Origin of the sequence: Nocardioides sp. LMS-CY, from assembly GCF_018732145.1 — a bacterium.
Lineage (GTDB): Bacteria > Actinomycetota > Actinomycetes > Propionibacteriales > Nocardioidaceae > Nocardioides > Nocardioides soli.
In genome coordinates this window covers 1,628,300-1,649,480 of sequence record NZ_CP076104.1, presented here as the reverse complement: position 1 = coordinate 1,649,480, position 21,181 = coordinate 1,628,300, and the positions used below count along the sequence as shown (strand labels likewise).

Here is a 21,181-nt window from a genome sequence, read left to right as displayed (position 1 = left end):
TTTCCCGCGGGTCTCCCGCTGGTAGAGTTCACGTCGCTTCAGGGTGACGTGGAGCAGGGCGCCATTAGCTCAATTGGCAGAGCAGCTGACTCTTAATCAGCGGGTTCGGGGTTCGAGTCCCTGATGGCGTACCAGACCGAAGGCCAGGACGAGATCACCCGTCCTGGCCTTCGGCATTTCGGCCGCGCCGGTTCGCGTCGCCGGTTCATCAAGGGATGAACGGAAGATCGCGCCTACCCGGGTGAGCTCACCCGGGTAGGCGCGCGGCGACCTTCATCCCTTGATGAACCTGCGGCCCCTGATGCCGCCGGGGTCACCGGCCTCCACCGGAGCCCACCCCAGACCGGCGCGGCCGAGCCGTCGCTCTCGGGCCGCCGGGGCAGTCCCGAGACCACGACCGGACCCCGCCGGGCGCAGCCGGCGGCTCGCGGCCGACCAGGCGTACGACGCGGCGACACCGACCGCCAGCGAGGCGAGGATCGCCCAGACCTGATGGCCGCCGTCCTCGAGCGGCGGGTAGACCTGCCAGTGGGTGAGGTAGATCCACAGCGATGCCGCGGCGAGGACGCCGAGCGCCGAGGCCGCCCATCCGGGCAGCCGGACCGGCCGGCCGGCGAGGAGCAGCAGGACGCCGGCCACGATGAGCGTCTCGCGCCGCGGGTCGCCGAAGAAGCCGACCGTCGCCGCGACCGCGATCGCGGCCACGAGCAGCCGCTGCCACCGGCTGCGGGCGTACGCCGCACACGCGCCCAGCGCGATGCACCAGGCGACCATGCCGAGCGTGTACCGCTCGGTCGACGTCGCCTCGACGCCGGTCCACGCGTAGCGCACAGCGAGCGTGACGGCGAGGAGCAGGAGCGCGGATCGGAACGGCGCGGCCCGATGAGCGCGGGCGCGCAGTGGCAGCGCGAGCAGCGCGGCCAGGCCGAGGTAGCTCCACACCAGCGTCTCGAGGAACCAGAACTGCCACTGCTCGTCCCAGCGATCGCCCCCGAGCACCCCGTTGAGGAGCACCGCCGTCGGCCACCGGTACTCGTGGCCGACCGCGGCGAGCAGGCCCACGAACAGCACCGCCGGCAGCGCGACCGTGCGCGCGCTGCGCAGCAGTCCGAGCACCCGCTCACGCCGGTCGGTGACCGCGAGCTGGAACCGAGCGAGGTTGTAGCCGGCGACCGCCAGCAGCAGGTGTGCACCGCCCTGGAGCTGGAACAGGTCCGCGTGCGTGACCACGACGAGCGTGATCGCGACCGCGCGGAGCACCACCGAGACGTCCACCGGGACGCCGCGCCGGCGCCGGGCGGGGTCGGCCGGCGCCGGAACGGCGACGCGGGCCAGGTCGGTCGCCGACCTCGTGGGCCAGGACGACGGGAGCGTGCCGAGCCGCTCACCGAGCCGCGTCGAGACCTCGACGTAGGACAGCGAGTCGCCGCCGAGCCCGACGAACGAGTCGGCGACCGTCGCCTCCGGGCGACCGAGCACGACGGCGTAGAGGTCGCGGACCTCCTCGGCGGTGAGCGGCGTGGTGGCGACGGGGCCGCCGAGCGACTCCTCACGCTCGACGTGACCCCGGAGTGCGGCGTCGTCGGGCTTGCCCGACGCGGTGACCGGCAGGGTGTCGAGCACCACCACCCGCAGCGCCGAGCCGCGCAGCCCCGTCGCGGCGGCGATGCGGTCGCGCACCCGGGACCGGGCACGGACGCCGGGGACGAACGCCCACAGGCGCTCCGGGCGCGCGACCAGGCGCACGACGTCGCCGGCGTCGGCGAGCAGCGCCTCGACCCGGTCGAGGTCGACCCGGTGGCCGAGCACCTTGGCCTGTCGGTCGAGCCGGCCGAGCACCTCGACGAGCCCGGCATCGGTGACCCGGGCCAGGTCGCCGGTGCGCAGCTCGCTCAGCTCGGCACCGCGGGCCAGGTCGGCGAGCGACTCGGCGTAACCCATCATCACGTTGGGTCCGGCGTAGACGAGCTCGCCGGTCCCCGGTGGCGCGTCCGGCACCGGCACCACGCGCAGCGTGCCGCCCGGGACGGCGACGCCGATCGCGTCCGGGTGGTCCGGCGCGAGCTCGGGCGGCAGGTACGCGATTCGCGCGGTCGCCTCGGTCTGGCCGTACATCACGAACAGGTCGACGCCGCGCTCGTGGAGCAGCGCGGCGTACTCACGGACCCGGTCCGGCGCCATCCGGCCGCCGGCCTGCGTCAGGTAGCGCAGCGACGGGAGCCGGGGCAGCACCCGCCGACCGAAGCCCACGGCGTCGAGCAGCGCGAAGGTATGGGGCACTCCGGCCAGGCCGGTCACCGACGTGCGCTCGGCGAGGTCCCAGAAGCAGGCGTCGGCGACCGACAGGTCGGTCAGCACGACGGTGGCGCCGACCAGCAGGTGGCTGTGCAGCACCGAGAGCCCGTAGCAGTAGTGCAGGGGCAGCGCGGTGATCGCCACGTCCTTCGAGTGCAGGTCGAGGTAGTCGGCGATGCTGCGTGCGTTGGCCTCGACGTTGGCGCGCGAGAGCCGGACCAGCTTGGGCGAGCCGGTCGAGCCGGACGTCGAGAGCAGCAGCGCGAGGTCGGGGTGCAGGCCGGTGCTGGTGCCGGGCCGGTACTCCGCGACCAGATGGGCGTGCCGCTCGAGACCGCCCTCGCCGAGCAGCAGCACCGGGTGGCCATCGGCCAGTGCGGCCAGGTAGGCGACCACGAACTCGATCGTCGGCCGCGCCTCCAGCGTCACGAGGTGCCGCGGCCCCAAGCGGTCCCGCTCCGCCGTGACCAGGTCGAGGAGCTCGGCGTACGTCACCACCCGGTCGCCGTGGACCAGCGCCGGATCGCCCGGCGCCCCGCCGAGCAGCCAGTGGGCGGGACGCGCGACCGGGAGCGTGCTCATCGCGGGTTCTCGGGGAACGCCAGGACCTCGCCGACCACGCGCACGCCGACCTGCGTCCCGGGTTCGGGTACGTCGGTCGCGGGCACCCGCGCGGTCAGGTCGACCTGGTCGTCCGCGCCGACCCGCACGCGGACGGTCGCGTCGTGCCCGAAGAACGACACCTCGACCACCTCGGCGGTCAGGCACCCGGGCGCGTCCTTCGCGGTGACCGCGACCTGCTCGGGCCGCACGGCCAGGAGGACGCGGCCGTCGCGGGCACCGCGCACCGGGATCGGGCCGAGCGCGCCGGCGGCGGTTCCGGCGTGCGCCTCGGCCGACACCAGCACGGCGTGCCCGACGAACGACGCCACGGCCGGGCCCGCGGGGTCGAGGTAGATGTCGGTGGGTGCCGCCACCTGGAGGAAGCGTCCGTGCGCCATCACCGCGACGAGATCGGCGAGCGAGAGCGCCTCGCCCTGGTCGTGGGTGACCAGCACCGCCGTCGCCTCGCTGGCGCGCAGGGCCCTGACGACCGCGCGTCCGGTCTCCTCGCGCAGGGCGGCGTCGAGGGAGGAGAACGGCTCGTCGAGCAGTACGACGTCCGGTCGCGGCGCGAGCGCGCGGGCCAGCGCGACGCGCTGCTGCTGACCGCCGGACAGCTGGTGGGGGTGCCGGCTCGCCGCGGCGCGGGGCAGCTCGACCAGGTCGAGCATCTCCTCGACGCGCCGCCGCGCGGCCGCGGAGCGGCGGCCCGACGGGAGGCCGAACGCGACGTTCGCCGCGACGTCGAGGTGCGGGAACAGCGCGCCCTCCTGCGGGACGTACCCGATCCGCCGGCGCCGCGGCGGCACCGGCCGGCCCGCACCGGCGACCGTCCGGTCCCCGAGCCGGATGGTGCCGGCGTCGGGCTCGAGGAAGCCGGCGATCAGCCGCAGGAGCGTCGTCTTGCCGCAGCCGGAGGCGCCCAGCACGGCGGTGATCCCGCCGGGCACGTCGAGGTCGACGTCGTCGAGGACGCGAGTCGTGCCGAAGGACTTGGTCAGGCCGCTGACCCGCAGCCCCACCGTCGGTCGAGTCATGCCGGCCTCCTCGGGCTCCGGGACACGGCCGCCCTCCCGAGCAGCCACGTGGCGGGTATCGACAGCAGGATCAGCGCGAGCGCGAACGGGGCGGCGGCGCCGTACTCGACGGCGGAGGCACGTGACCAGAACTCGGTGGCCAGCGTCGAGGTGCCGGTGGGCGCCAGCAGCAGGGTCGCGGTGAGCTCGGTGCCGACGGCCAGCGAGACCAGCGCGACGCTGGCCGCCAGCCCGGGCAGCACCAGGGGCAGCGTGACCCGGCGGACGGCGCCCGCCCGGCTGCAGCCGAGCGAGGTCGCAACGTCCTCGAGGACCGGCGGCGCCAGCTCGATCGTGGGCCGGACGCCCACCGCGGCGCGCGGCAGGAACAGGATCACGTAGCCGACGACGAGCACCGGCAGCGTCTGGTAGAGCGAGGGCACCACCCGGATCGAGATCGTCACCAGCGCCAGCGCGACGACGATGCCCGGCAGCGCGTTCGCGGGGTACACCGCCCGCTCGATCAGGGTGACGACCACGCCGCGGTACCGCACCGCGAGCCAGGCGATCGGGAGGGCTGCCGCCGTGGCCAGCACGCCGGCGGCGACCGCCAGACCGAGGGTGGTGCCCAGCGCGGCGCCGAGGTCACCCGCGGGCAGCGACGACGAGTTGCCGCGCACCAGCCAGCGCACCAGGCTGACGAGTGGTACGCCGAGGCTCAGCACCGCGAGCGCGAGCAGGGCCGCGCACCAGGCCGGTGCGGCACGGCCGAGCCGGTGCCGGGTCGCCGGCCGGCCGACGCCGGAGCCCACGCGCGAGCGGCGTCGGCGGCCGCGGGCCAGCAGCTCGAGGCCGAGCAGGACCAGGCAGAAGGCGACGAGCACCAGCGCCAGCATGGTGGCGGCCGGGCCGTTGAAGGAGAGGCGGTACTGGTCGAGGATCCCGGTGGTCAGGGTCGGGAAGTTGAGCAGCTGCAGGGCGCCGTACTCCCCCAGCAGGTGGAGGCCGACGAGCAGCGCCCCGCCGAGCACGGCGGGGCTGATCGTCGGCAGCACCACCCGGAAGAACGACGACCAGGCGCCGGCGCCGAGGCTGGCGGCGACGTCCTCGACCGAGGAGTCCAGCCGGCTCAGCGCGGCCACGGTCGGCAGGTAGACGAGCGGGTAGTAGGAGAGGCTGACGACGAGCACCGCGCCCCAGTAGGACTGGACGGCGTGGGTGGTCGAGATCCAGCCGTAGCCGTTGACGAACGCGGGCACCGCGAGCGGTGCGCACAGTAGGCCGTGCCAGAGGCGGGCCAGCGGCAGGTCGGTGCGCACCACGAGCCACGCGCACCCGACCCCGAGGAGCAGGCTGAGCGCGACGCCGCCGACCAGCAGTCGGGCGGTGTTCCACACCAGGTCGTCGAAGCGCGGCCGGGTCACCAGGTCCCAGGCCTCGGCGGGGCCGAGCTCGGCGGTGGAGACGACGACGAAGCCGAGCGGCAGCAGGCTCGTCGCCGCGACCAGCAGCCCGAGCAGCACCAGCACCGCCGGCGGCCGAGCCGTCTCCCGGCCCGGGCGGCGGAGCCCGGGCGGTGCGACGGTGGCCTGGACGCTCAGAGCACGAACCCCGCGTCGGAGAGCAGCTCCACCACCTTGTCGCCGTCGAGGTCGCTGACGGCGACGGTGGGCGGCTGCAGCTCGGCGAGTGGCCGCACGGGCGGCTCCAGGCCGACCGCCGGGTTCAGGGGGTACTCCAGGGCGTAGCTGTCCGCCAGCGCCTGCTGTCCCTCCTCGCTGGTCAGGTACGCGACGAACTCCTGAGCCTCGTCCGGGTGCTCGGCGTTCTTCAGCACCCCGGCGCCCGAGACGCTGAGGAACGCGCCCGGGTCCTGGTCGCCGAAGTAGTGCAGCTCGCTGTCGTCGCTGTGGTCGCCGGACTCGGCCTGGTCGCGGTACCAGTAGTAGTGGTACTCGATGCCGGTCGCGATCTCACCCGAGTTGACCGCCTCGAGCACCACGTTGTTGCCGTCGTACACGGTGCCGTTGGCCTTCAGGCCCTCCAGCCACTGCCGGGTGGCGTCCTCGCCCTCCAGGTCGAGCACCGCGGCCACGATCGCCTGGAAGTCCGCGCCCGTGGGCGAGAAGGACACCTTGCCGGCCCACTCGGGCTTCGCGAGGTCCAGGAGCGACTCCGGCAGCTCGTCCTCCCCGACCAGGCTCGGGTTGTACACCAGCACCGTCGACCGCGCCACGAAGCCGGTCCACTCCCCGCTGGCCGGCCGGTAGGCGGCCGGGATCGGCTCGGTCGCCGCGGCCTCGAGCGGCGCGAACAGCCCGGCCCGCTCGACCGCCGACATCGCCGGCGTGTTCTCGGTCAGGAAGACGTCCGCCGAGGAGGCCTCGCCCTCCTGGATCAGCTGGGCCGCCAGCTCGGAGTCCGAGCCGTTGCGCAGCTCGACCTTGATGCCGGTCTGCTCCTCGAACTTCGGCGCGATCTCCTCGAGCAGCTGCTCGTGCTGAGCGTTGTAGACCACGATCTTCGGCCCGTCGTCCCCCGAGCAGGCAGCGCTGCCGAGGGCGATGACCAGGACACTGACGAGGGCCAGGGGCAGACGTTTCACGGGCGGGCTTCCTGTGGCTCAGGGTGACGATCTCCATTAGGGCAGGCTTACCTTAGGGCATCTTCATGAGGACCCGGAGCGCGGTCCGCCGAAGCCGAAGAGCCCCGGCCTACGATCGGGGTCGTGCCGAGCCTCTGGTCGTACCGGTCCCGCAACAGCGTCCTGTCGGTCTGCTCCGACGGGTCCGTGCTCAGCATCGGGTCCGTGGGCTCGGCGGCCTCCCTCGGCAGCGTCGGGTCGTTCGCGTCACTGGGCTCGGTCGGGTCGTCGATGAGCCGCTTCTCGCTGCTCTCCCACCAGAGCGACGGCTCGGTGCTCTCCCACCAGGCCAACCGCTCGATCCGCTCCGCGCAGAGCCACCTGGCCCGGGCCGGCTACCGCACCGACGGCGACCTGCCCCGCGGCCTCGCCCCCGGCATCGCCCTCGCCGCGCTGGCGGCCGCGGGGGCGGCGTACGCCGTGCTCCGTCGCCGCTGACCCGCGCCGCACGCCGCATGACGTGCCCCGGGTGGGGCACCGCCCATCCATGACGTTGAGATCGGTGTGGTGGGACCGCAACGACATGCCCAGCCCCGAAGCCGCGGTGCTGGGTGGTGAGTGGGACGTCGTGGTCATCGGCGGTGGTGTCACCGGGCTCACGACTGCGACGCTGCTCGCGCGCGCGGGTCACTCGGTGGCGGTCGTCGAGGCACGGCACATCGGGGCGGGCACGACCGGCGGCAGCACCGCCAAGGTCAGCGTCCTGCAGGGCACCCACCTCTCGCGGATCGCGCGCCGCCACTCGACCGCGGTGCTGCGGTCCTACGCGGAGGCCAACCGGGAAGGCTTGGCCTGGCTCGACCGCTTCTGCGGCGACCACGAGGTCGAGTGCGAGACGCGGCCGGCCTACACCTACGCGACGTCGGCCGGCGGGGAGAGCGCGGCACGCTCCGAGCTCGACGCACTCCTGCGCGCCGGTCTGGACGAGGCGACCTGGGTCGACCGTCCTCCGCTCCCCTTCCCGACGCGGGGCGCCGTGCTGCTGCCCGACCAGCGACAGGTCGACCCGGTGGGTCTCGTGGCCGCGCTGGCGACGGACGCCCGCCGGCACGGGGCCGTCGTCGTCGAGGGCGAGCGGGTGCGCCGGGTCCGTGGTCGGGACCCGGTGCGCGTGCTCACCGAGCGCGGCGAGGCGAGCGCCGGCCTGGTGGTCGTCGCGACCAACATGCCGATCCTCGACCGGGGCGGCTTCTTCGCCCGGGCGACCCCGCAGCGGTCGTACTCGCTGGCGTTCCGCACCGACTCCCCCGCGGTCGACGGCATGTATCTCTCGGCCGACGGCCCGACGCGGTCGCTGCGCGATGCCGACGGCGGGCGGCTGCTCCTCGTCGGTGGCTCCGGGCACCGCACGGGGGCGGCGACTTCCGAGCGGGAGCACCTCGACTCGCTGCGCCTCTGGACCCACGAGCACTTCCCGGGGGCACGGGAGACCCATGCCTGGTCGGCGCAGGACTACGCGACGACGTCCGCACTGCCCTACGTGGGGCCGGTGCTTCCGGGTGCCGAGCAGGTGCTGGTCGCGGGCGGCTACTCCAAATGGGGGCTGACGAACGGCGTCGCCGCGGCACTCGCGATCTCCGGTCGTGTGCTCGGCGGCCAGCAGCCATGGGCGAGCGCCCTCGAGCCGTGGAGCACCCGCGAGCTCTCCGGTCTTCCCGGGGTAGCGCTCGCCAATGCCGAGGTCGGCGTCGAGCTGGTCGGCGGCTGGCTGCGCCCACTCCGGCACGCCGGCGCCCGACCGGCACCCGACGACGGCGACGGCCGGGTGCGATACGAGCGGCCGGGACCGCCCACGGCGGCCACCCGCGTCGACGGCCGCGAGCAGGTGGTGTCGGCGGTGTGCACCCACCTGGGCGGGGTGCTGCGCTGGAACGACGCAGAACGCAGCTGGGACTGCCCGCTGCACGGCTCGCGCTTCGACACCGACGGCAGCGTGCTCGAGGGGCCGGCGACGTGCGGGCTGCGCCGACGTCGTTGACCGACGAACAAGCGCGGCGTGGCCCGCGCCACACCCGGGAAGGGCCTTCCTCAAGGGCTCTGCAAGGTTCGCCCACCGGTCGTCCAAGGCTCTGCCACAACCGCCGAAACCGCCCGACGCGCATGTGAGCCTGGTGCCCGCACCTCGTCCACGACCCCTGGAGCACCGTCCATGCGCAGCCGGCTCGCCACCCTCACCTCGGCCCTCCTCGTGCCCACCATCCTCGGGCTCGGGGCCGCCCCGGCGCTCGCGGGCAACGGGAACAACGGGACCGTCAAGATCGCGGAGGCCGACGAGGTCGGGACGCCGAGCAACGACCCGCACGTGTCGTGCTCGTTCGCGATCGAGTGGTACGGCTACGACGAGGGCTCCGAGTTCGTCTCCACCGTCAGCTTCGCGAGCCAGGCGCCGACCGCCGACGCGACCATCAGCGTCACCGGCAACACCAGCGTGTTCGTCGGCGGCGACGCCGCCGGCGGGGGCACCGACCTCGACGCCCGGGAGGTCTACACGCTCTCCTTCACCGGCACGCCGCACCCGCAGCAGGGCTTCCACGTGAAGGTCACCACGACCACTCCGGGGTCGCAGGGCTCGGACCACAAGTTCAAGACCTTCTGGGTGCAGCCGTGCCAGACCGGACCCACCGACCCGACGGACCCGACCGACCCCGGCGACCCGACCGACCCCGGCGAGCCGGGCGAGGGCGAGCTCCCGGTGACGACGGACCCGGAGCACCCGACGACCGAGGTCGTGCCGTGGACGTGGGACTGGCAGTACGCCCCGCCCACCTGCGACGAGCTCACCGTCGACTACCCGGCCAACATCCCGTCGGGGCAGGCCAACGACGTCAACATCCGGTTCGAGACGAACCTGGGCGAGCTGACCCTGAACTTCCACAACAACGACGGCACCTGGAGCGGGCGCACCGTCTTCACCTACGCCGCGCACCCCCAGTGGCCGGCCGGCGTGACGGCGTACCGCGTCGTGTGGGTCCAGGTCGGTGGCACCAACTACCACTGGCAGGGCAGCCTGGGCTGCGGCGACTGGGCGGCGCCGGACCCCGCACCCGCAGCACCGGCACCCGCAGCACCGGCACCACCCGCCGAGCCCGCGCCCGCCGCCCCGGCACCCGCCGAGCCCGCGCCCGCCGCGGCCGTGCCGTCGGCGGCCGGCCCGGAGGCGGCTCCGACCGCGGCCCGGCTCACCGGCTTCCGCTCGGGCGCCGTCGCGGTCCGCAAGGGCGCGGCTCCGCAGCCGGTCCAGGTCACGGTGGTCGACACCGACGCCGAGGTGCTCCGAGTGCAGCGCCAGGCCCGGGGCTCCTGGAAGACGGCGCGCACGGTCCGGATCGCGGCCGACGGGTCGGCGCGGGTCACCTTCCCGCGGTTGGCCAAGCGCGGGACCTACCAGTTCCGCGTGGTCGTCGACGGCGTGGCGAGCAAGACGCTGCGGATCAGGGTCCGCTGACCCCGACCGCGGCCGGCACCGACCCGGGCGGCGGTGCCAACTAGAGGTAGAGGCCGGTGGCCGCGTCGCCCACCCGATCGGCGGCGACGGCATGCACGTCGCGCTCGCGCATCACGACGTACAGCTCGCCGTTGACCTCGACCTCGGCCTTGTCGTCGGCGTCGAAGAGGACCCGGTCGCCGACCTGGACGGCACGGGCGTGCGGGCCGACCGCGACGACCCTCGACCAGGCGAGCCGGCGGGCGCCCATGGCGGCGGTGGCGGGGATGACGATGCCGCCGGAGGAGCGGCGCTCCCCGGACTCCTTGTCGAGTTCGACGAGGACCCGGTCGTGGAGCATCTTGATGGGCGTCTTGCTGCTCACGGGATCAGCTGACGACCTTCCGGATGATCACGAACACAGCGACCACGCCGACGACCGCGCCCGCGGCCTTCAGGATGTTGTCGGTGCGGGGCTGGCCGGTGCGGGTGTCCACGAAGCGGGCCTTGATGCTGCTGACCTCGCGACTCACGATGGTCCTCGGGTGCGCCCGGTACAAGAGCTGGTCGATCGTCGTCGCCAGGCGCTCCCTGGTCTCGGCGATCTCCTGCTCGAGCTCGGACAGCTGCTGGTCCTGGCCCACCCTCTTCTCCTCTGACTCGTGACGACGCGCGATGACGGCGTCGAGCGGAAACGCTACCAATCAGCGGGTACCCCGCCTACGGGCGGGGCATCGCGGTCCGGGGATCGAACCCGAACGGCAGCTCGAGGCGGTGCGCCTTCATCAGAGCCTCGTCGGTGAGCACGTCGTACGTCGTGCCGTCGGCGACGACCGTGCCGCCGCTGAGCACCACCGAGCGCGGGCACAGCTCGAGCGCGTACGGCAGGTCGTGGGTGACCATCAGGACGGTCACGTCGAGCGAGCGCAGGATGTCGGCGAGCTCGCGGCGGGAGGCGGGATCGAGGTTCGACGACGGCTCGTCGAGCACCAGGACCTCCGGCTCCATCGCGAGCACGGTCGCCACCGCGACCCGGCGCCGCTGGCCGAAGGAGAGGTGGTGCGGCGGCCGGTCGACGTACTCCTCCATGCCGACCTGCTCGAGCGCCCGCAGGACCCGGTGGTCCAGCTCGGCGCCGGTGATGCCGAGGTTGGCCGGCCCGAAGGCGACGTCGGCGCGCACGGTGCCCATGAAGAGCTGGTCGTCGGGGTCCTGGAAGACGACCCCGACGCGGCGCCGGATCTCGGTCAGGTTGGCCTTCTCCACGGCGAGGCCGCTGACCGCGACGGAGCCCGCGCCGGCGGTGAGGATGCCGTTGAGGTGGAGCACCAGCGTGGTCTTGCCGGCGCCGTTGGGACCGAGCAGCGCGACCCGCTCCCCGCGGTGGACGTGCAGGTCGACGCCGAAGAGCGCCTGGTGCCCGTCGGGGTAGGCGTAGGCCAGGCCGTGGACGTCGAGGACCGGTGTCATGAGCGCGGCATCCGGCCCGTGTAGCCCCGCGACAGCATCGCCAGGTGCACCCGCTCCCCGCGCTCGTAGGACCGGATGAACAGCGCGCCCGCCGAGCGGGCCAGCACCGGCCAGTGCCTGGGGTTGCGGGCGGAGAAGCCGCGGGACTCCCGCGCGACCTTCATCCGCCGCATCTCGCCGGTGACGACATCGAGGTAGCGGACCATGAAGGCCATGATCTGCACGAGCTGCTGCGGCAGTCGGAGCCGCTCGAGGCCGAGCAGCAGCTCCTGCGGCTCGGTGGTCGCCGCGAGCGTGAGGCTGGCCAGCACACCCAGCGTGCCCTTGATCAGCAGCGCAACACCGGCCTCGAGCCCGTGCTGGCTGACGGTGACGCCGAGCACCTCCGTGCGGGGGCCGGTGGCGACGAACGGCAGGAGCACCGCGAAGAGCACGAACGGGACCTCGACGACCGTGCGCTTGAGCAGGTACGTCGGCGGCACCCGGGACATCCCGATGACCGCGGCAAGCAGGAGGAGGTAGACGCCGAAGACCGGGTACCAGTCGCGCGGCGTTGCGACCACCACGATCATGAACCCCAGCAGCGCCAGGATCTTCAGGTGCGCCGGGACGCGGTGCACGGGCGAGTGCCCGTGGTAGTGCAGCTGGTGGCCGTGGCCCGCGCCCATCAGCTGACCGGCTCGCGGTCACGCTCGTCGTTGGCGGCGGGCTCCGCCGGCTTGCGGCGGCGTACGACGTAGACCAGGCCGGTGCCGAGGACGAGCACGACGACCACGCCGATCACGCCCGCGAGGCCACCGGAGAGCCGCTCGTTGTCGACGTCCTTGGTGGCGTAGCCCGCGAACGGGCTGTCCTTGGCGCCGTGGTCGGTCTCGGTGTGTGCGAAGCCCTTGTCCTGCGAGACCTTGGTGAGGCCGTCGGGGTCCGCCGAGGCGTAGAAGCTGATCACGCCGGCCAGCACCAGCGCGACCACGGCGACGCCGGCGACGACCCACCTGGTGGAGACGGTCTTCATGCGGAGGCTCCCGTCGTCGAGCTCGTGCGGATCTCGAGCTGACGACGCTCCAGGATCGGGCGGGCGCCGTAGACGAGGTCGGGGCGTACGGCGAGGATCGCGCCGACCGCGAGGAACGTGATCACACCTTCGCCGACGCCGATCAGCACGTGCACGCCGACCATCGCGGTCGTGAGGGTGTCCAGCGGGATGTCCGCCGTGCCGCCCATGGCGTACAACGCGACGAAGAGCAGCGCGGCCACGGGCACGGAGACGAACGCGCCGATGCCGGCCTGGAGCGCGGTGAGCGAGAGCCGCTTGGGCATCACCAGCTGGAGGCCCTTGAAGACCAGCCAGCCGACGACGACCGTGGCCAGGCCCATCAGCGTGATGTTGGTGCCGAGCGCCGTGATGCCGCCGTCGGCGAAGAGCAGGCACTGGACGAGGAGGACCACACTCAGGCAGAGGATGCCGGTCCAGGGCCCGACGAGCACGGCCGCGAGAGCGCCGCCCATCAGGTGTCCGCTGGTGCCGGACGCGACCGGGAAGTTGATCATCTGCACGGCGAAGATGAACGCCGCGACCAGGCCGGCCATCGGCGCGGTCTTGTCGTCGAGCTCGTTGCGGGCCTTGATCAGCGACACGCCCACGGCCGCGACGGCGACCACACCGGTCGTCACCGAGGTCGGCGCGTCGAGGAAGCCGTCCGGGACGTGCATGGGCTCTCCTGCTCGGCGTTCGTGCAACAGCGGATAGGTTGGTCGGACCTGGGTCCGTGCCCACTCTACGTTATTGCACATCTATTGCGACAAGGAGTTCGTCCCGTGACCGAGCGCCTCTCCCCCGGCGACACCGCCCCCGAGTTCACGCTGAGCGACGACGCCGGGAAGGACGTCGCGCTGGGCGACTTCCTCGGCCGCAAGGTGATCGTCTACTTCTACCCGGCGGCGATGACCCCGGGCTGCACCAAGCAGGCCTGTGACTTCACCGACTCCCTCGACTCGCTGCAGGCGCAGGGCTACGAGGTCGTGGGCATCTCCCCCGACAAGCCGGCGAAGCTCGCGAAGTTCCGCGAGCGCGACAATCTCACGATCACGCTGCTCTCCGACCCGGACAAGACCGTGATGAAGGAGTACGGCGCCTACGGCGAGAAGAAGCTCTACGGCAAGGTCGTCGAGGGCGTCATCCGGTCCACGGTCGTCGTCGACGAGGACGGCAAGGTCTTCCTCGCGCAGTACAACGTCAAGGCCACCGGCCACGTGGCGAAGCTGCGCAGGGACCTCAAGCTCAACCTCGCGGACGAAGAGCCTCGCTGATCTCGCGGCGATGCCGAGGCTCGCGGCACTCACGCCTCAGCCAGCGCGACGGGCGTTGCGGCGTGCGGGCCGTCGGGCCCGAGCCTCGAACCCACCATGGGAGACTTCCCCCGCGCGCCCGTAGCCCAATAGGCAGAGGCATCAGGTTTAGGTCCTGACCAGTGAGAGTTCGAGTCTCTCCGGGCGCACCGCAGCGCCGGCGATTCGCACCCACAGTGTGACGACGATCACTAGTGGCCATCACCGGAAGTTCTTCGGGTGGCCCGCACCCCGGGCACGCACCTCGCTGCGTTGCCGTCGCTTGCTGGACGAACAAGTAGAGCCGCGCTCCGGCGCCTTGCGATGCACGCACCCCGAGCACGGGCCACCCCCGAGGAACTTCCAGCGACGACCACTAGAGTCCGCGCATGGACTCCGCGCTCACCACCGTCGCGCTCCCGGTGGCGCTCGGCATCATCATGTTCGGCCTCGGCCTGTCGCTGACCCTCGACGACTTCCGCCGGGTGGCCCGGTCACCGAAGCCGGTGGTGGTGGCCCTGGGCTGCCAGCTCCTGCTGCTGCCGGCCATCTGCTTCGCGCTGGTCAAGGCGCTCGACCTGCCGCCACTGCTGGCGATCGGCATGATGCTGCTCGCGGCGTCTCCGGGCGGCACCAGCGCGAACCTCTTCAGCCACCTCTTCCGGGGCGACGTGGCGCTGAACGTGAGCCTCACGGCCGTCAACTCGGTCATCTGCATCTTCACGCTTCCGCTGATGACCAACCTGGCGATCGACCACTACGACCAGAACGACTCCGTCAGCCTGCAGTTCGCCAAGGTCGTCGAGGTGTTCGCGATCGTGCTCGTGCCGGTCGCGATCGGGATGCTCGTGCGCGCCAGGGCCGCGGCGTTCGCGCTCCGGATGGACCGACCGGTGCGGATCGGGTCCGCGGTGATCCTGGCGGTCCTGGTGCTCGGCATCCTCGTCGACCAGGCCGAGAACGTCGGCGACTACCTCGCCGACGTCGGCGTCGCGACCGCGCTCTTCTGCGCGATCTCGCTCGTGGTCGGGTACGTCGTGCCCAGGCGTTCGGCGTCCGGGAGGAGCAGGCGATCGCGTCGTCGATGGAGATCGGCGTGCACAACGCGACGCTGGCGATCTACGTCGCGGTCGAGGTGCTCGACAGCACCGAGGTGTCGGTGCCGGCCGCGGTCTACTCGATCTTCATGTTCGTGTTCGCCGCGCTCTGGGGCTACGCGATCAGCAAGCGGCTGGCGCGCGCCCCTCAGCCGGCCTGACCGTCCCTCGCGCCGTCGGAACAGTGGACGGCGCACCGCCGCACCGCCGACCCACCACCCAGCGGTGGACACCCCACGGACCGCGGGTCAGAAGACGGTGGACCACCCACCGCCGACCGGCGAGGGTCGGCTCACTGCAGGATCCGCGCGACGATCGGCGCCATCCGGCGCAGCGCCCAGCCGCGGTGCGAGATCGCGTCCTTCTCCTCGCGGGGCAGCTCGGCCGTGGTCAGGCCGGGGCGGTCGTCGGCCTCGAACAGCACGTCGTACCCGAAGCCGCCGCTCCCCCGGCACCCGCGGACCACCTTGCCGGGCATCACGCCGGAGGCGCACTCCTCGCCGCCGAGCCCGTCGGCGTGCACGAAGGCCACCGCGCACATGAAGTGGGCGCTGCGACGCTCGTCGGGTACGTCCTCCAGCTGCGCGAGCAGCAGCTCGTTGTTGCGGTCGTCGCTCTTGGGGGGACCGGACCAGCGGGCCGAGAGCACGCCCGGCATCCCGTTGAGCGCGTCGACGCACAGGCCGCTGTCGTCGGCGAGCGCCGGCAGGCCGGTCGCCGCGAAGCCGGCGCGCGCCTTGAGCAGCGCGTTGCCCTCGAACGTCGCCTGGTCCTCGACCGGCTCGTCATAGCCCTCGACGTCGTCGATGCCGAGCACCTCGACCTCGGGGAGGTGCTCGCGCAGGATGCGCTCCATCTCCTCGATCTTCTTGCGGTTGCGCGACGCGAGGAAGACCTTCATGACTCCAGTGCCTCGCGCTGGATGCGGGTCAGGTCGGCGCAGCCCTTCTCGGCCAGCGCGAGCAGCGCGTCGAGCTCGGCCCGGTCGAACGCCGCGCCCTCGGCCGTGCCCTGCACCTCGACGAACTTGCCGTCGCCGGTCATCACGACGTTCATGTCGGTCTCGGCGCGCACGTCCTCGACATAGGGCAGGTCGAGGCGCGGCACGCCGTCGATGATGCCCACGCTGACCGCGGCCACCGAGCCCGTGAGCGGCTCGCCGGTGAGCGCGCCGGTCGAGCGGAGGTGGGCCACGGCGTCGGCGAGCGCGACGTACGCCCCGGTGATCGCGGCGGTGCGGGTGCCGCCGTCGGCCTGGAGCACGTCGCAGTCGAGCTGGATGGTGTTCTCACCCAGCGCCCGGTAGTCGATGACCGCCCGGAGCGAGCGGCCGATCAGGCGGCTGATCTCGTGGGTGCGGCCGCCGATGCGGCCCTTGACCGACTCGCGCTCGGAGCGGGTGTTGGTGGAGGCCGGCAGCATGGCGTACTCCGCGGTCACCCAGCCCAGACCCGAGCCCTTGCGCCAGCGCGGGACGCCCTCGGAGGCCGAGGCGGCGCAGAGGACCCTGGTTCGGCCGAACTCGACCAGCACCGATCCGGCGGCGTGGTCGAGCCAGTTGCGGGTGATCGTGACCGGCCGCAGCTCGTCGTCGGCGCGGCCGTCCTCGCGGGGGGTGACAGTCATGGCACCGACCCTAGTGTCACCCCGCCCCGTCACTTCACCTCGGCCCGCAAGACCCGCCAGATGCCGATGGTGAGCGGTACGACGAGCCAGACGATCGCCGACACGACCAGCTGGGCCCACTCCTCACCCGACGTCGACCAGTCCCAGATCGCGGCTTGGGAGGACTGGAAGTCGATCCACGGGCGGAGCGTCTCGAACCACCCCATCAGCGCGCCGCCCAGCGCGAGCAGCCCGGGCAGCACCCACTTGTAGACGAAGAACACCACGATCGCGGCGGCGGTGTTGAGCAGCAGCGCCGCGAGCGCGAAGCCGCCCAGCATCGCGAGCACCTGGGTGATCAGGAACGCGAAGAAGTCCGGCCAGCCGAAGGTCCAGTCGGTGTCCCCCTGGAACAGCCCGTAGGCGAGGTTGGCGACGAAGCCGACCACGATCGAGAAGACGACGGTGGCCAGCGTCAGCAGCACGCCGACCAGCGCCTTCGCCGCGATCACCAGCGGGCGACGCGGCTCGAGCGAGAACGTCACCATCGCGCTGCGCTGGCTCCACTCCGCGTGACGAGCATGATGCCGAGCACGGGGAGCAGGAACGACGTCAGGAACGCCGCCGTGCCCACGAAGTCGCCGAAGCTCATCGGCTCGTCCTGCGCCGCCGTCACGGAGACGGCGATCACCTCCGCCGCCAGGACCAGCAGGCCGATCGTCGCGAGCAGCCAGAAGCCGGCCCGGGTGTCGTAGGACTTGCGGAGCTCGACGCGCACCAGTCGCTGGAACGGCGTCGCCGTGGTGCCCGAGACGTCGAGGGTCGCTGCGGTCACCTCACTTCACCTCGGCGCGCAGCACCCGCAGGACGCCGATCGCGAGCGGGATCACCAGCCAGATGACGCCACTGACCGCGAAGTGCGCCCAGTCCTCGCCGGTCATCGACGCGTCGATGAGCGGCGTCTGTGCGTCGCTGAAGTCGATCCACGGTTGGAGGTCCTCGAACCACCCGATCAGCGCGGCGCCGAGGCCGAAGATCCCCGGGAGGACGAAGGAGTAGACCATGTAGAGCACGATCGCGGCCGGGGAGTTCAGTAGCAGGGCGGCGAACGCGAAGCCGGTGAGCATCCCGATGATCTGCATCAGCACGAAGGCCAGGGTCTGCAGGACGCTGAGGTCCCACACGACCGGGAAGTCCGAGAGCAGGCCGTAGAGGGCGTTGCAGATGGTGGCCAGCACCAGGGCGATGGCGACCGCCGCGACGGCCAGCCCGATGCCCACGACCAGCTTGGCGAGGATCACCAGCGGCCGGCGCGGCTCGAGCGAGAACGTGACCATCGCCGTGCGCTGGCTCCACTCGCTGGTGAGCAGCAGGATGCCGATCACCGGCAGCAGCAGGGCGATCGAGAAGTTCGTCGAGGTCAGGAAGTCGTTGTACGAGACGGTCAGGTCCTGGGCGACCACCACGGCCAGCTGGATGACCATCACCACGCCGGTCAAGGCGGCGGTCGCGATCAACAGCCAGAGACCCGCACGGGTGTCCCAGGTCTTGCGGAGCTCGGTGCGGACCAGCCTCGAGAACGGCGTGGGCGAGGTGCCGGAGATGTCCAGGGCGTGTCCGAGGCCGGGGGCGACGGTGGAGTTCATGCTCATGATGCGACGGCCTCCCGCTGGGTCTGGGAGGTGAGCTCGAGGAAGAGGTCCTCGAGGCCGCCGTCGGCCGCACGCAGATCGGTGAGCACGATGCCGCTCTCGAGGGCGGTGCGGCCGATCTCGACCGTCTCGGTCTCGACGCGCAGGCCCTCGCCCGCGGCCGAGACGCCGATGCCCTTCGCCTCCAGCGCCTTGGTCAGCGCCTCGTTGTCGAGGGCCGTGACGAACGATGCGGCGCCACCCGCGGCACCGGCGAGCAGGGACTTCTTGTCGCCCTGGGCGACGATCCGGCCGTGGCCGATCAGGATCATCTCGTCGGCGATCTGCTCGACCTCGTGCAGCAGGTGGCTGGAGAGGAGGACGGTGCCGCCGCGCTCGGCGTACCCCTTGAGCAGGCCGCGCATCCAGCGGATGCCGGCCGGGTCGAGGCCGTTCGCCGGCTCGTCGAGGATCAGCACGGACGGGTCCCCGAGCAGCGCGTGCGCGATGCCGAGGCGCTGCTTCATGCCGAGGGAGTAGTTGCGGAGGCGACGCTTCGCCTCGGTCGGGGTGAGGGAGACGAGCTCGAGCATCTCGTCGACCCGCGATGCCGGGAGGCCCATCGTGCGGGCGCCGAGCTCGAGGATCTCGCGCCCGGTGCGGCCCGCGTGCTGGGCGGACGCGTCGAGCAGCACACCGACGTGCCGGCCGGGGTTGGGGATGTCGTGGTAGTGGTGCCCACCGATCGTGACCTGCCCCGACGTCGGCGGTGTGAGGCCGACCATCACCCGCATCGTGGTCGTCTTGCCGGCGCCGTTGGGACCGAGGAAGCCGGTCACCCGCCCGGGCTGGCAGACGAAGCTGATGTCGTCGACGGCGGTGAAGCTGCCGTACTTCCGTGTGAGTCGTTCGACGGTGATCATGCCTTCACCCTGCCGCATCGAAGGGCTCGGCACATCGTCCCGCGGGCGAGACACGCGGTGACCTAAGTAGGGGGCGGGGGCCGACCGACGGCCGGTCCGGCACGGTCGGGGCCGGGCCTACCCTTGCCGCGTGGACCGCCCGCGCCCCGAGGAGTACCAGCCGCCGCTGCGGTTGTGGAGCCACCTCTGGCGCCTCTTCCTGATGCTGCTGATCAGCGCCGCCGTGTGGCTGCCCTCCTCGGAGCAGGAAGCGAAGATCTCCGACTGGTGGTGGGTCCTCGACCTGGTGCTCGGCCTCGGGTGCTTCGTGCTCGTCTTCTTCCGACGACGCCACCCGCTCGCCATCGCGGTCGTGATCGGGGCGCTGGGTGCCGTGTCGGGTACGGCGGGCGGCCCGGCCGTCCTGGCGGCCGTCTCGCTCGCGACCCGGCGCCGGTGGCGCGAGATCGCGATCATCGGGTCGATCAACTTCACGGCCGCCCAGTTCTACAGCACGGTCACGGCGAGCACCTCCGACCCGGCGTGGCTGATCCTGGTGGCGAACGCCATCGCCACCGGCGCGATGCTCGGCTGGGGCATGTACATCGGCTCGCGTCGCGAGCTGATCTGGACGCTGCGCAACCGGGCCGAGCGCGCTGAGGAGGAGCAGGAGCTGCGCGTGGCGCAGTCGCGGAGCAACGAGCGGGCCCGGATCGCCCGGGAGATGCACGACGTGCTCGCCCACCGGATCTCGCAGATCTCCATGCACGCCGGGGCCCTGGCCTACCGGGAGGACCTCAGCGCCGAGCAGATGCGTGCCAGCGCCGGCCTGATCCGCGACCGGGCACACGAGGCGCTCACCGACCTGCGCGACGTCCTCGGCGTGCTCCGCGACGACACCGGCGAGCGGCGCAGCGCCCCCCAGCCGACGTACGCGGACCTGACCTGCCTGATCGAGGAGGCCCAGGAGTCCGGCATGCGCGTCGAGCTCGAGGACCTCGTCGACCCGTCGGGGCCGGCGGTGCCCGACGCGGCCGGGCGCACCGTCTACCGGATCGTCCAGGAGGGCATGACCAACGCGCGCAAGCACGCTCCCGGAGCGCTGCTGACGATCCGCATCACCGGGACGCCCGACGACGGCATCGACGTGCAGCTGCGCAACCCGCTCGGCTTCGGCCCGACCCACACGCCCGGTGCCGGCCTCGGCCTGGTCGGGTTGACCGAGCGCGCCGAGCTGCGCGGCGGCCTCCTGGAGTCCGGGCTGGACGGCTCGACGTTCGTGCTGCACGGCTGGATACCGTGGGGGACGTGAGCAGTCCGGCGACCAAGGCCACCACGCGCGTGCTCGTGGTCGACGACGACCCGCTGGTGCGCTCCGCGCTCGGCCTGATGCTCGGCGGCCAGGCCGACCTCGAGGTCGTGGGCGAGGCGGCCGACGGCCACGAGGGGGTGAGCCTGGCCCGGAACCTGCGGCCCGACGTCGTGCTCATGGACATCCGGATGCCCCGGCTCGACGGACTCGCCGCCACCCGCGAGCTGCACACCCGCCCGGACCCGCCGCGGGTGATCGTGCTCACGACGTTCGACGCCGACGAGTACGTCGTGGAGGCGCTGGCCGCCGGCGCCGACGGCTTCCTGCTCAAGGACACGCCGCCCCCGGAGATCGTCGCCGCGATCCGCAAGGTGGTCGACGACGAGCCGATGCTCTCGCCGTCGGTCACCCGCACCCTGATCCGGCGGCTGCGCGACGAGCCGGAGGAGACCGCCAACGCGGCCGCGACCCGCGCGGCCGAGGCCGAGGCCCGGCTGGCGCTGCTCACCGACCGCGAGCGCGACGTCGCGCTCGCCGTGGGCAAGGGGCTCAGCAACGCCGAGATCGCCCGGTCCCTGCACCTGTCCGTGCCCACCGTGAAGGCGCACGTCTCGCGCCTCTTCGACAAGCTCCAGGTGACCAACCGAGTCCAGATCGCGATCTGTGTCCACGACGCTGGTCTGAGCTGAGGGCCCCGGGACTGAGCCTGCGAAGTCCCGGACCAGGCCCGAAGATTGAGGAGCGCCGACGCGAGGGCCCCGGGACTGAGCCTGCGAAGTCCCGGACCAGGCCCGAAGATTGAGGAGCGCCGGCGCAGACCGGAGCGAAGCGACGGGCTGCGCGGCGCGTCTCGA

23 protein-coding genes, 2 tRNA genes and 1 pseudogene are annotated in these 21,181 nt (G+C 72.5%); 10 read left to right on the top strand and 16 right to left on the bottom strand.

The genetic code is table 11. The annotated features are described in order from the left end of the window. Window positions 1-58: 58 nt before the first annotated feature. Window positions 59-134: transfer RNA gene (locus KM427_RS07910), tRNA-Lys, on the top strand. Between the two features lie 139 nt (window positions 135-273). Here KM427_RS07910 and KM427_RS07905 read toward each other — a convergent pair. The 4 genes from KM427_RS07905 to KM427_RS07890 form a co-directional block, all read right to left on the bottom strand. After that, on the bottom strand, window positions 274-2,877 hold the full coding sequence (locus KM427_RS07905; protein ID WP_215526851.1) for an AMP-binding protein: 2,604 nt from the start codon (window positions 2,875-2,877) through the stop codon (window positions 274-276). Next, the gene (locus tag KM427_RS07900) at window positions 2,874-3,935 is read right to left on the bottom strand and encodes an ABC transporter ATP-binding protein (RefSeq protein WP_215526850.1); all 1,062 of its coding nucleotides are present in this window, start codon (window positions 3,933-3,935) and stop codon (window positions 2,874-2,876) included. The genes KM427_RS07905 and KM427_RS07900 overlap by 4 nt, the downstream gene beginning before the upstream one ends. Continuing rightward, a complete protein-coding gene (locus KM427_RS07895; RefSeq protein ID WP_252275159.1) occupies window positions 3,932-5,443 on the bottom strand; it encodes an ABC transporter permease in 1,512 nt (503 codons plus the stop codon). Before KM427_RS07895 ends, KM427_RS07900 begins: the two co-directional genes overlap by 4 nt. 68 nt (window positions 5,444-5,511) lie before the next feature. Further along, window positions 5,512-6,519: an iron ABC transporter substrate-binding protein gene (locus tag KM427_RS07890; protein WP_252275157.1), complete on the bottom strand. Its 1,008-nt coding sequence runs from the start codon at window positions 6,517-6,519 to the stop codon at window positions 5,512-5,514. Between the two features lie 123 nt (window positions 6,520-6,642). Between KM427_RS07890 and KM427_RS07885 the strand changes: the two genes are divergently transcribed. From KM427_RS07885 to KM427_RS07875, 3 genes are all read left to right on the top strand, one after another. Next, window positions 6,643-6,996: a hypothetical protein gene (locus KM427_RS07885; RefSeq protein ID WP_215526849.1), complete on the top strand. Its 354-nt coding sequence runs from the start codon at window positions 6,643-6,645 to the stop codon at window positions 6,994-6,996. A 49-nt stretch (window positions 6,997-7,045) separates the two neighbouring features. Further along, entirely contained in the window at window positions 7,046-8,536 is a 1,491-nt protein-coding gene (locus KM427_RS07880) for an FAD-dependent oxidoreductase (RefSeq protein ID WP_215526848.1), read from the top strand. A gap of 171 nt (window positions 8,537-8,707) precedes the next feature. Then, a complete protein-coding gene (locus KM427_RS07875) occupies window positions 8,708-10,003 on the top strand; it encodes a hypothetical protein (protein ID WP_215526847.1) in 1,296 nt (431 codons plus the stop codon). A 40-nt stretch (window positions 10,004-10,043) separates the two neighbouring features. Here KM427_RS07875 and KM427_RS07870 read toward each other — a convergent pair whose 3' ends face one another. The 6 genes from KM427_RS07870 to KM427_RS07845 form a co-directional block, all read right to left on the bottom strand. Beyond that, entirely contained in the window at window positions 10,044-10,343 is a 300-nt protein-coding gene (locus KM427_RS07870; RefSeq protein WP_183592186.1) for a GroES family chaperonin, read from the bottom strand. Between the two features lie 28 nt (window positions 10,344-10,371). Beyond that, window positions 10,372-10,626: a DUF3618 domain-containing protein gene (locus KM427_RS07865; protein WP_183591005.1), complete on the bottom strand. Its 255-nt coding sequence runs from the start codon at window positions 10,624-10,626 to the stop codon at window positions 10,372-10,374. Between the two features lie 76 nt (window positions 10,627-10,702). Next, a complete protein-coding gene (locus tag KM427_RS07860) occupies window positions 10,703-11,452 on the bottom strand; it encodes an energy-coupling factor ABC transporter ATP-binding protein (RefSeq protein WP_183591006.1) in 750 nt (249 codons plus the stop codon). Further along, window positions 11,449-12,120 carry a cobalt ECF transporter T component CbiQ gene (gene cbiQ / locus KM427_RS07855; protein WP_183591007.1) on the bottom strand — a complete coding sequence of 224 codons (672 nt, stop codon included), beginning with the start codon at window positions 12,118-12,120 and terminating at the stop codon, window positions 11,449-11,451. The genes KM427_RS07860 and cbiQ overlap by 4 nt, the downstream gene beginning before the upstream one ends. Beyond that, on the bottom strand, window positions 12,120-12,467 hold the full coding sequence (locus tag KM427_RS07850; RefSeq protein WP_183591008.1) for a PDGLE domain-containing protein: 348 nt from the start codon (window positions 12,465-12,467) through the stop codon (window positions 12,120-12,122). Before KM427_RS07850 ends, cbiQ begins: the two co-directional genes overlap by 1 nt. Next, the gene (locus KM427_RS07845; RefSeq protein WP_215526846.1) at window positions 12,464-13,165 is read right to left on the bottom strand and encodes an energy-coupling factor ABC transporter permease; all 702 of its coding nucleotides are present in this window, start codon (window positions 13,163-13,165) and stop codon (window positions 12,464-12,466) included. Before KM427_RS07845 ends, KM427_RS07850 begins: the two co-directional genes overlap by 4 nt. A 105-nt stretch (window positions 13,166-13,270) precedes the next feature. Between KM427_RS07845 and bcp the strand changes: the two genes are divergently transcribed. From bcp to KM427_RS25455, 4 genes and pseudogenes are all read left to right on the top strand, one after another. Further along, window positions 13,271-13,762: a thioredoxin-dependent thiol peroxidase gene (gene bcp, locus KM427_RS07840; RefSeq protein WP_183591010.1), complete on the top strand. Its 492-nt coding sequence runs from the start codon at window positions 13,271-13,273 to the stop codon at window positions 13,760-13,762. 114 nt (window positions 13,763-13,876) lie between these two features. Beyond that, window positions 13,877-13,950 (top strand) — tRNA-Leu (locus KM427_RS07835). Window positions 13,951-14,169: 219 nt separating this feature from the next. After that, window positions 14,170-14,760: pseudogene (locus tag KM427_RS25460) on the top strand (bile acid:sodium symporter family protein); the annotation flags it as partial. A gap of 116 nt (window positions 14,761-14,876) precedes the next feature. Continuing rightward, entirely contained in the window at window positions 14,877-15,038 is a 162-nt protein-coding gene (locus KM427_RS25455; protein WP_252275465.1) for a hypothetical protein, read from the top strand. 131 nt (window positions 15,039-15,169) lie between these two features. Here KM427_RS25455 and rdgB read toward each other — a convergent pair whose 3' ends face one another. Genes rdgB through KM427_RS07805 form a run of 6 tightly spaced genes read right to left on the bottom strand, consistent with a single transcriptional unit; the run spans window position 15,170 to window position 19,036 of the window. Continuing rightward, window positions 15,170-15,778: an RdgB/HAM1 family non-canonical purine NTP pyrophosphatase gene (gene rdgB, locus KM427_RS07825; RefSeq protein WP_215526845.1), complete on the bottom strand. Its 609-nt coding sequence runs from the start codon at window positions 15,776-15,778 to the stop codon at window positions 15,170-15,172. Next, on the bottom strand, window positions 15,775-16,503 hold the full coding sequence (gene rph / locus KM427_RS07820; RefSeq protein ID WP_183591013.1) for a ribonuclease PH: 729 nt from the start codon (window positions 16,501-16,503) through the stop codon (window positions 15,775-15,777). Before rph ends, rdgB begins: the two co-directional genes overlap by 4 nt. A 29-nt stretch (window positions 16,504-16,532) precedes the next feature. Continuing rightward, the gene (locus KM427_RS25450; RefSeq protein ID WP_252275155.1) at window positions 16,533-17,030 is read right to left on the bottom strand and encodes a hypothetical protein; all 498 of its coding nucleotides are present in this window, start codon (window positions 17,028-17,030) and stop codon (window positions 16,533-16,535) included. After that, window positions 17,024-17,317, bottom strand: coding sequence for a hypothetical protein (locus KM427_RS25445; protein ID WP_252275152.1), 294 nt, complete (start codon window positions 17,315-17,317; stop codon window positions 17,024-17,026). The genes KM427_RS25450 and KM427_RS25445 overlap by 7 nt, the downstream gene beginning before the upstream one ends. A 1-nt stretch (window position 17,318) precedes the next feature. Next, window positions 17,319-18,128, bottom strand: coding sequence for an ABC transporter permease (locus tag KM427_RS07810; RefSeq protein ID WP_215526844.1), 810 nt, complete (start codon window positions 18,126-18,128; stop codon window positions 17,319-17,321). Window positions 18,129-18,130: 2 nt separating this feature from the next. Next, window positions 18,131-19,036, bottom strand: coding sequence for an ABC transporter ATP-binding protein (locus KM427_RS07805; RefSeq protein ID WP_215526843.1), 906 nt, complete (start codon window positions 19,034-19,036; stop codon window positions 18,131-18,133). A 130-nt stretch (window positions 19,037-19,166) separates the two neighbouring features. Between KM427_RS07805 and KM427_RS07800 the strand changes: the two genes are divergently transcribed. Together KM427_RS07800 and KM427_RS07795 are read left to right on the top strand one after the other, a co-directional pair. Continuing rightward, entirely contained in the window at window positions 19,167-20,327 is a 1,161-nt protein-coding gene (locus tag KM427_RS07800; RefSeq protein ID WP_215526842.1) for a histidine kinase, read from the top strand. A gap of 77 nt (window positions 20,328-20,404) precedes the next feature. Further along, on the top strand, window positions 20,405-21,016 hold the full coding sequence (locus KM427_RS07795; protein WP_246390210.1) for a response regulator transcription factor: 612 nt from the start codon (window positions 20,405-20,407) through the stop codon (window positions 21,014-21,016). Window positions 21,017-21,181 lie beyond the last annotated feature (165 nt).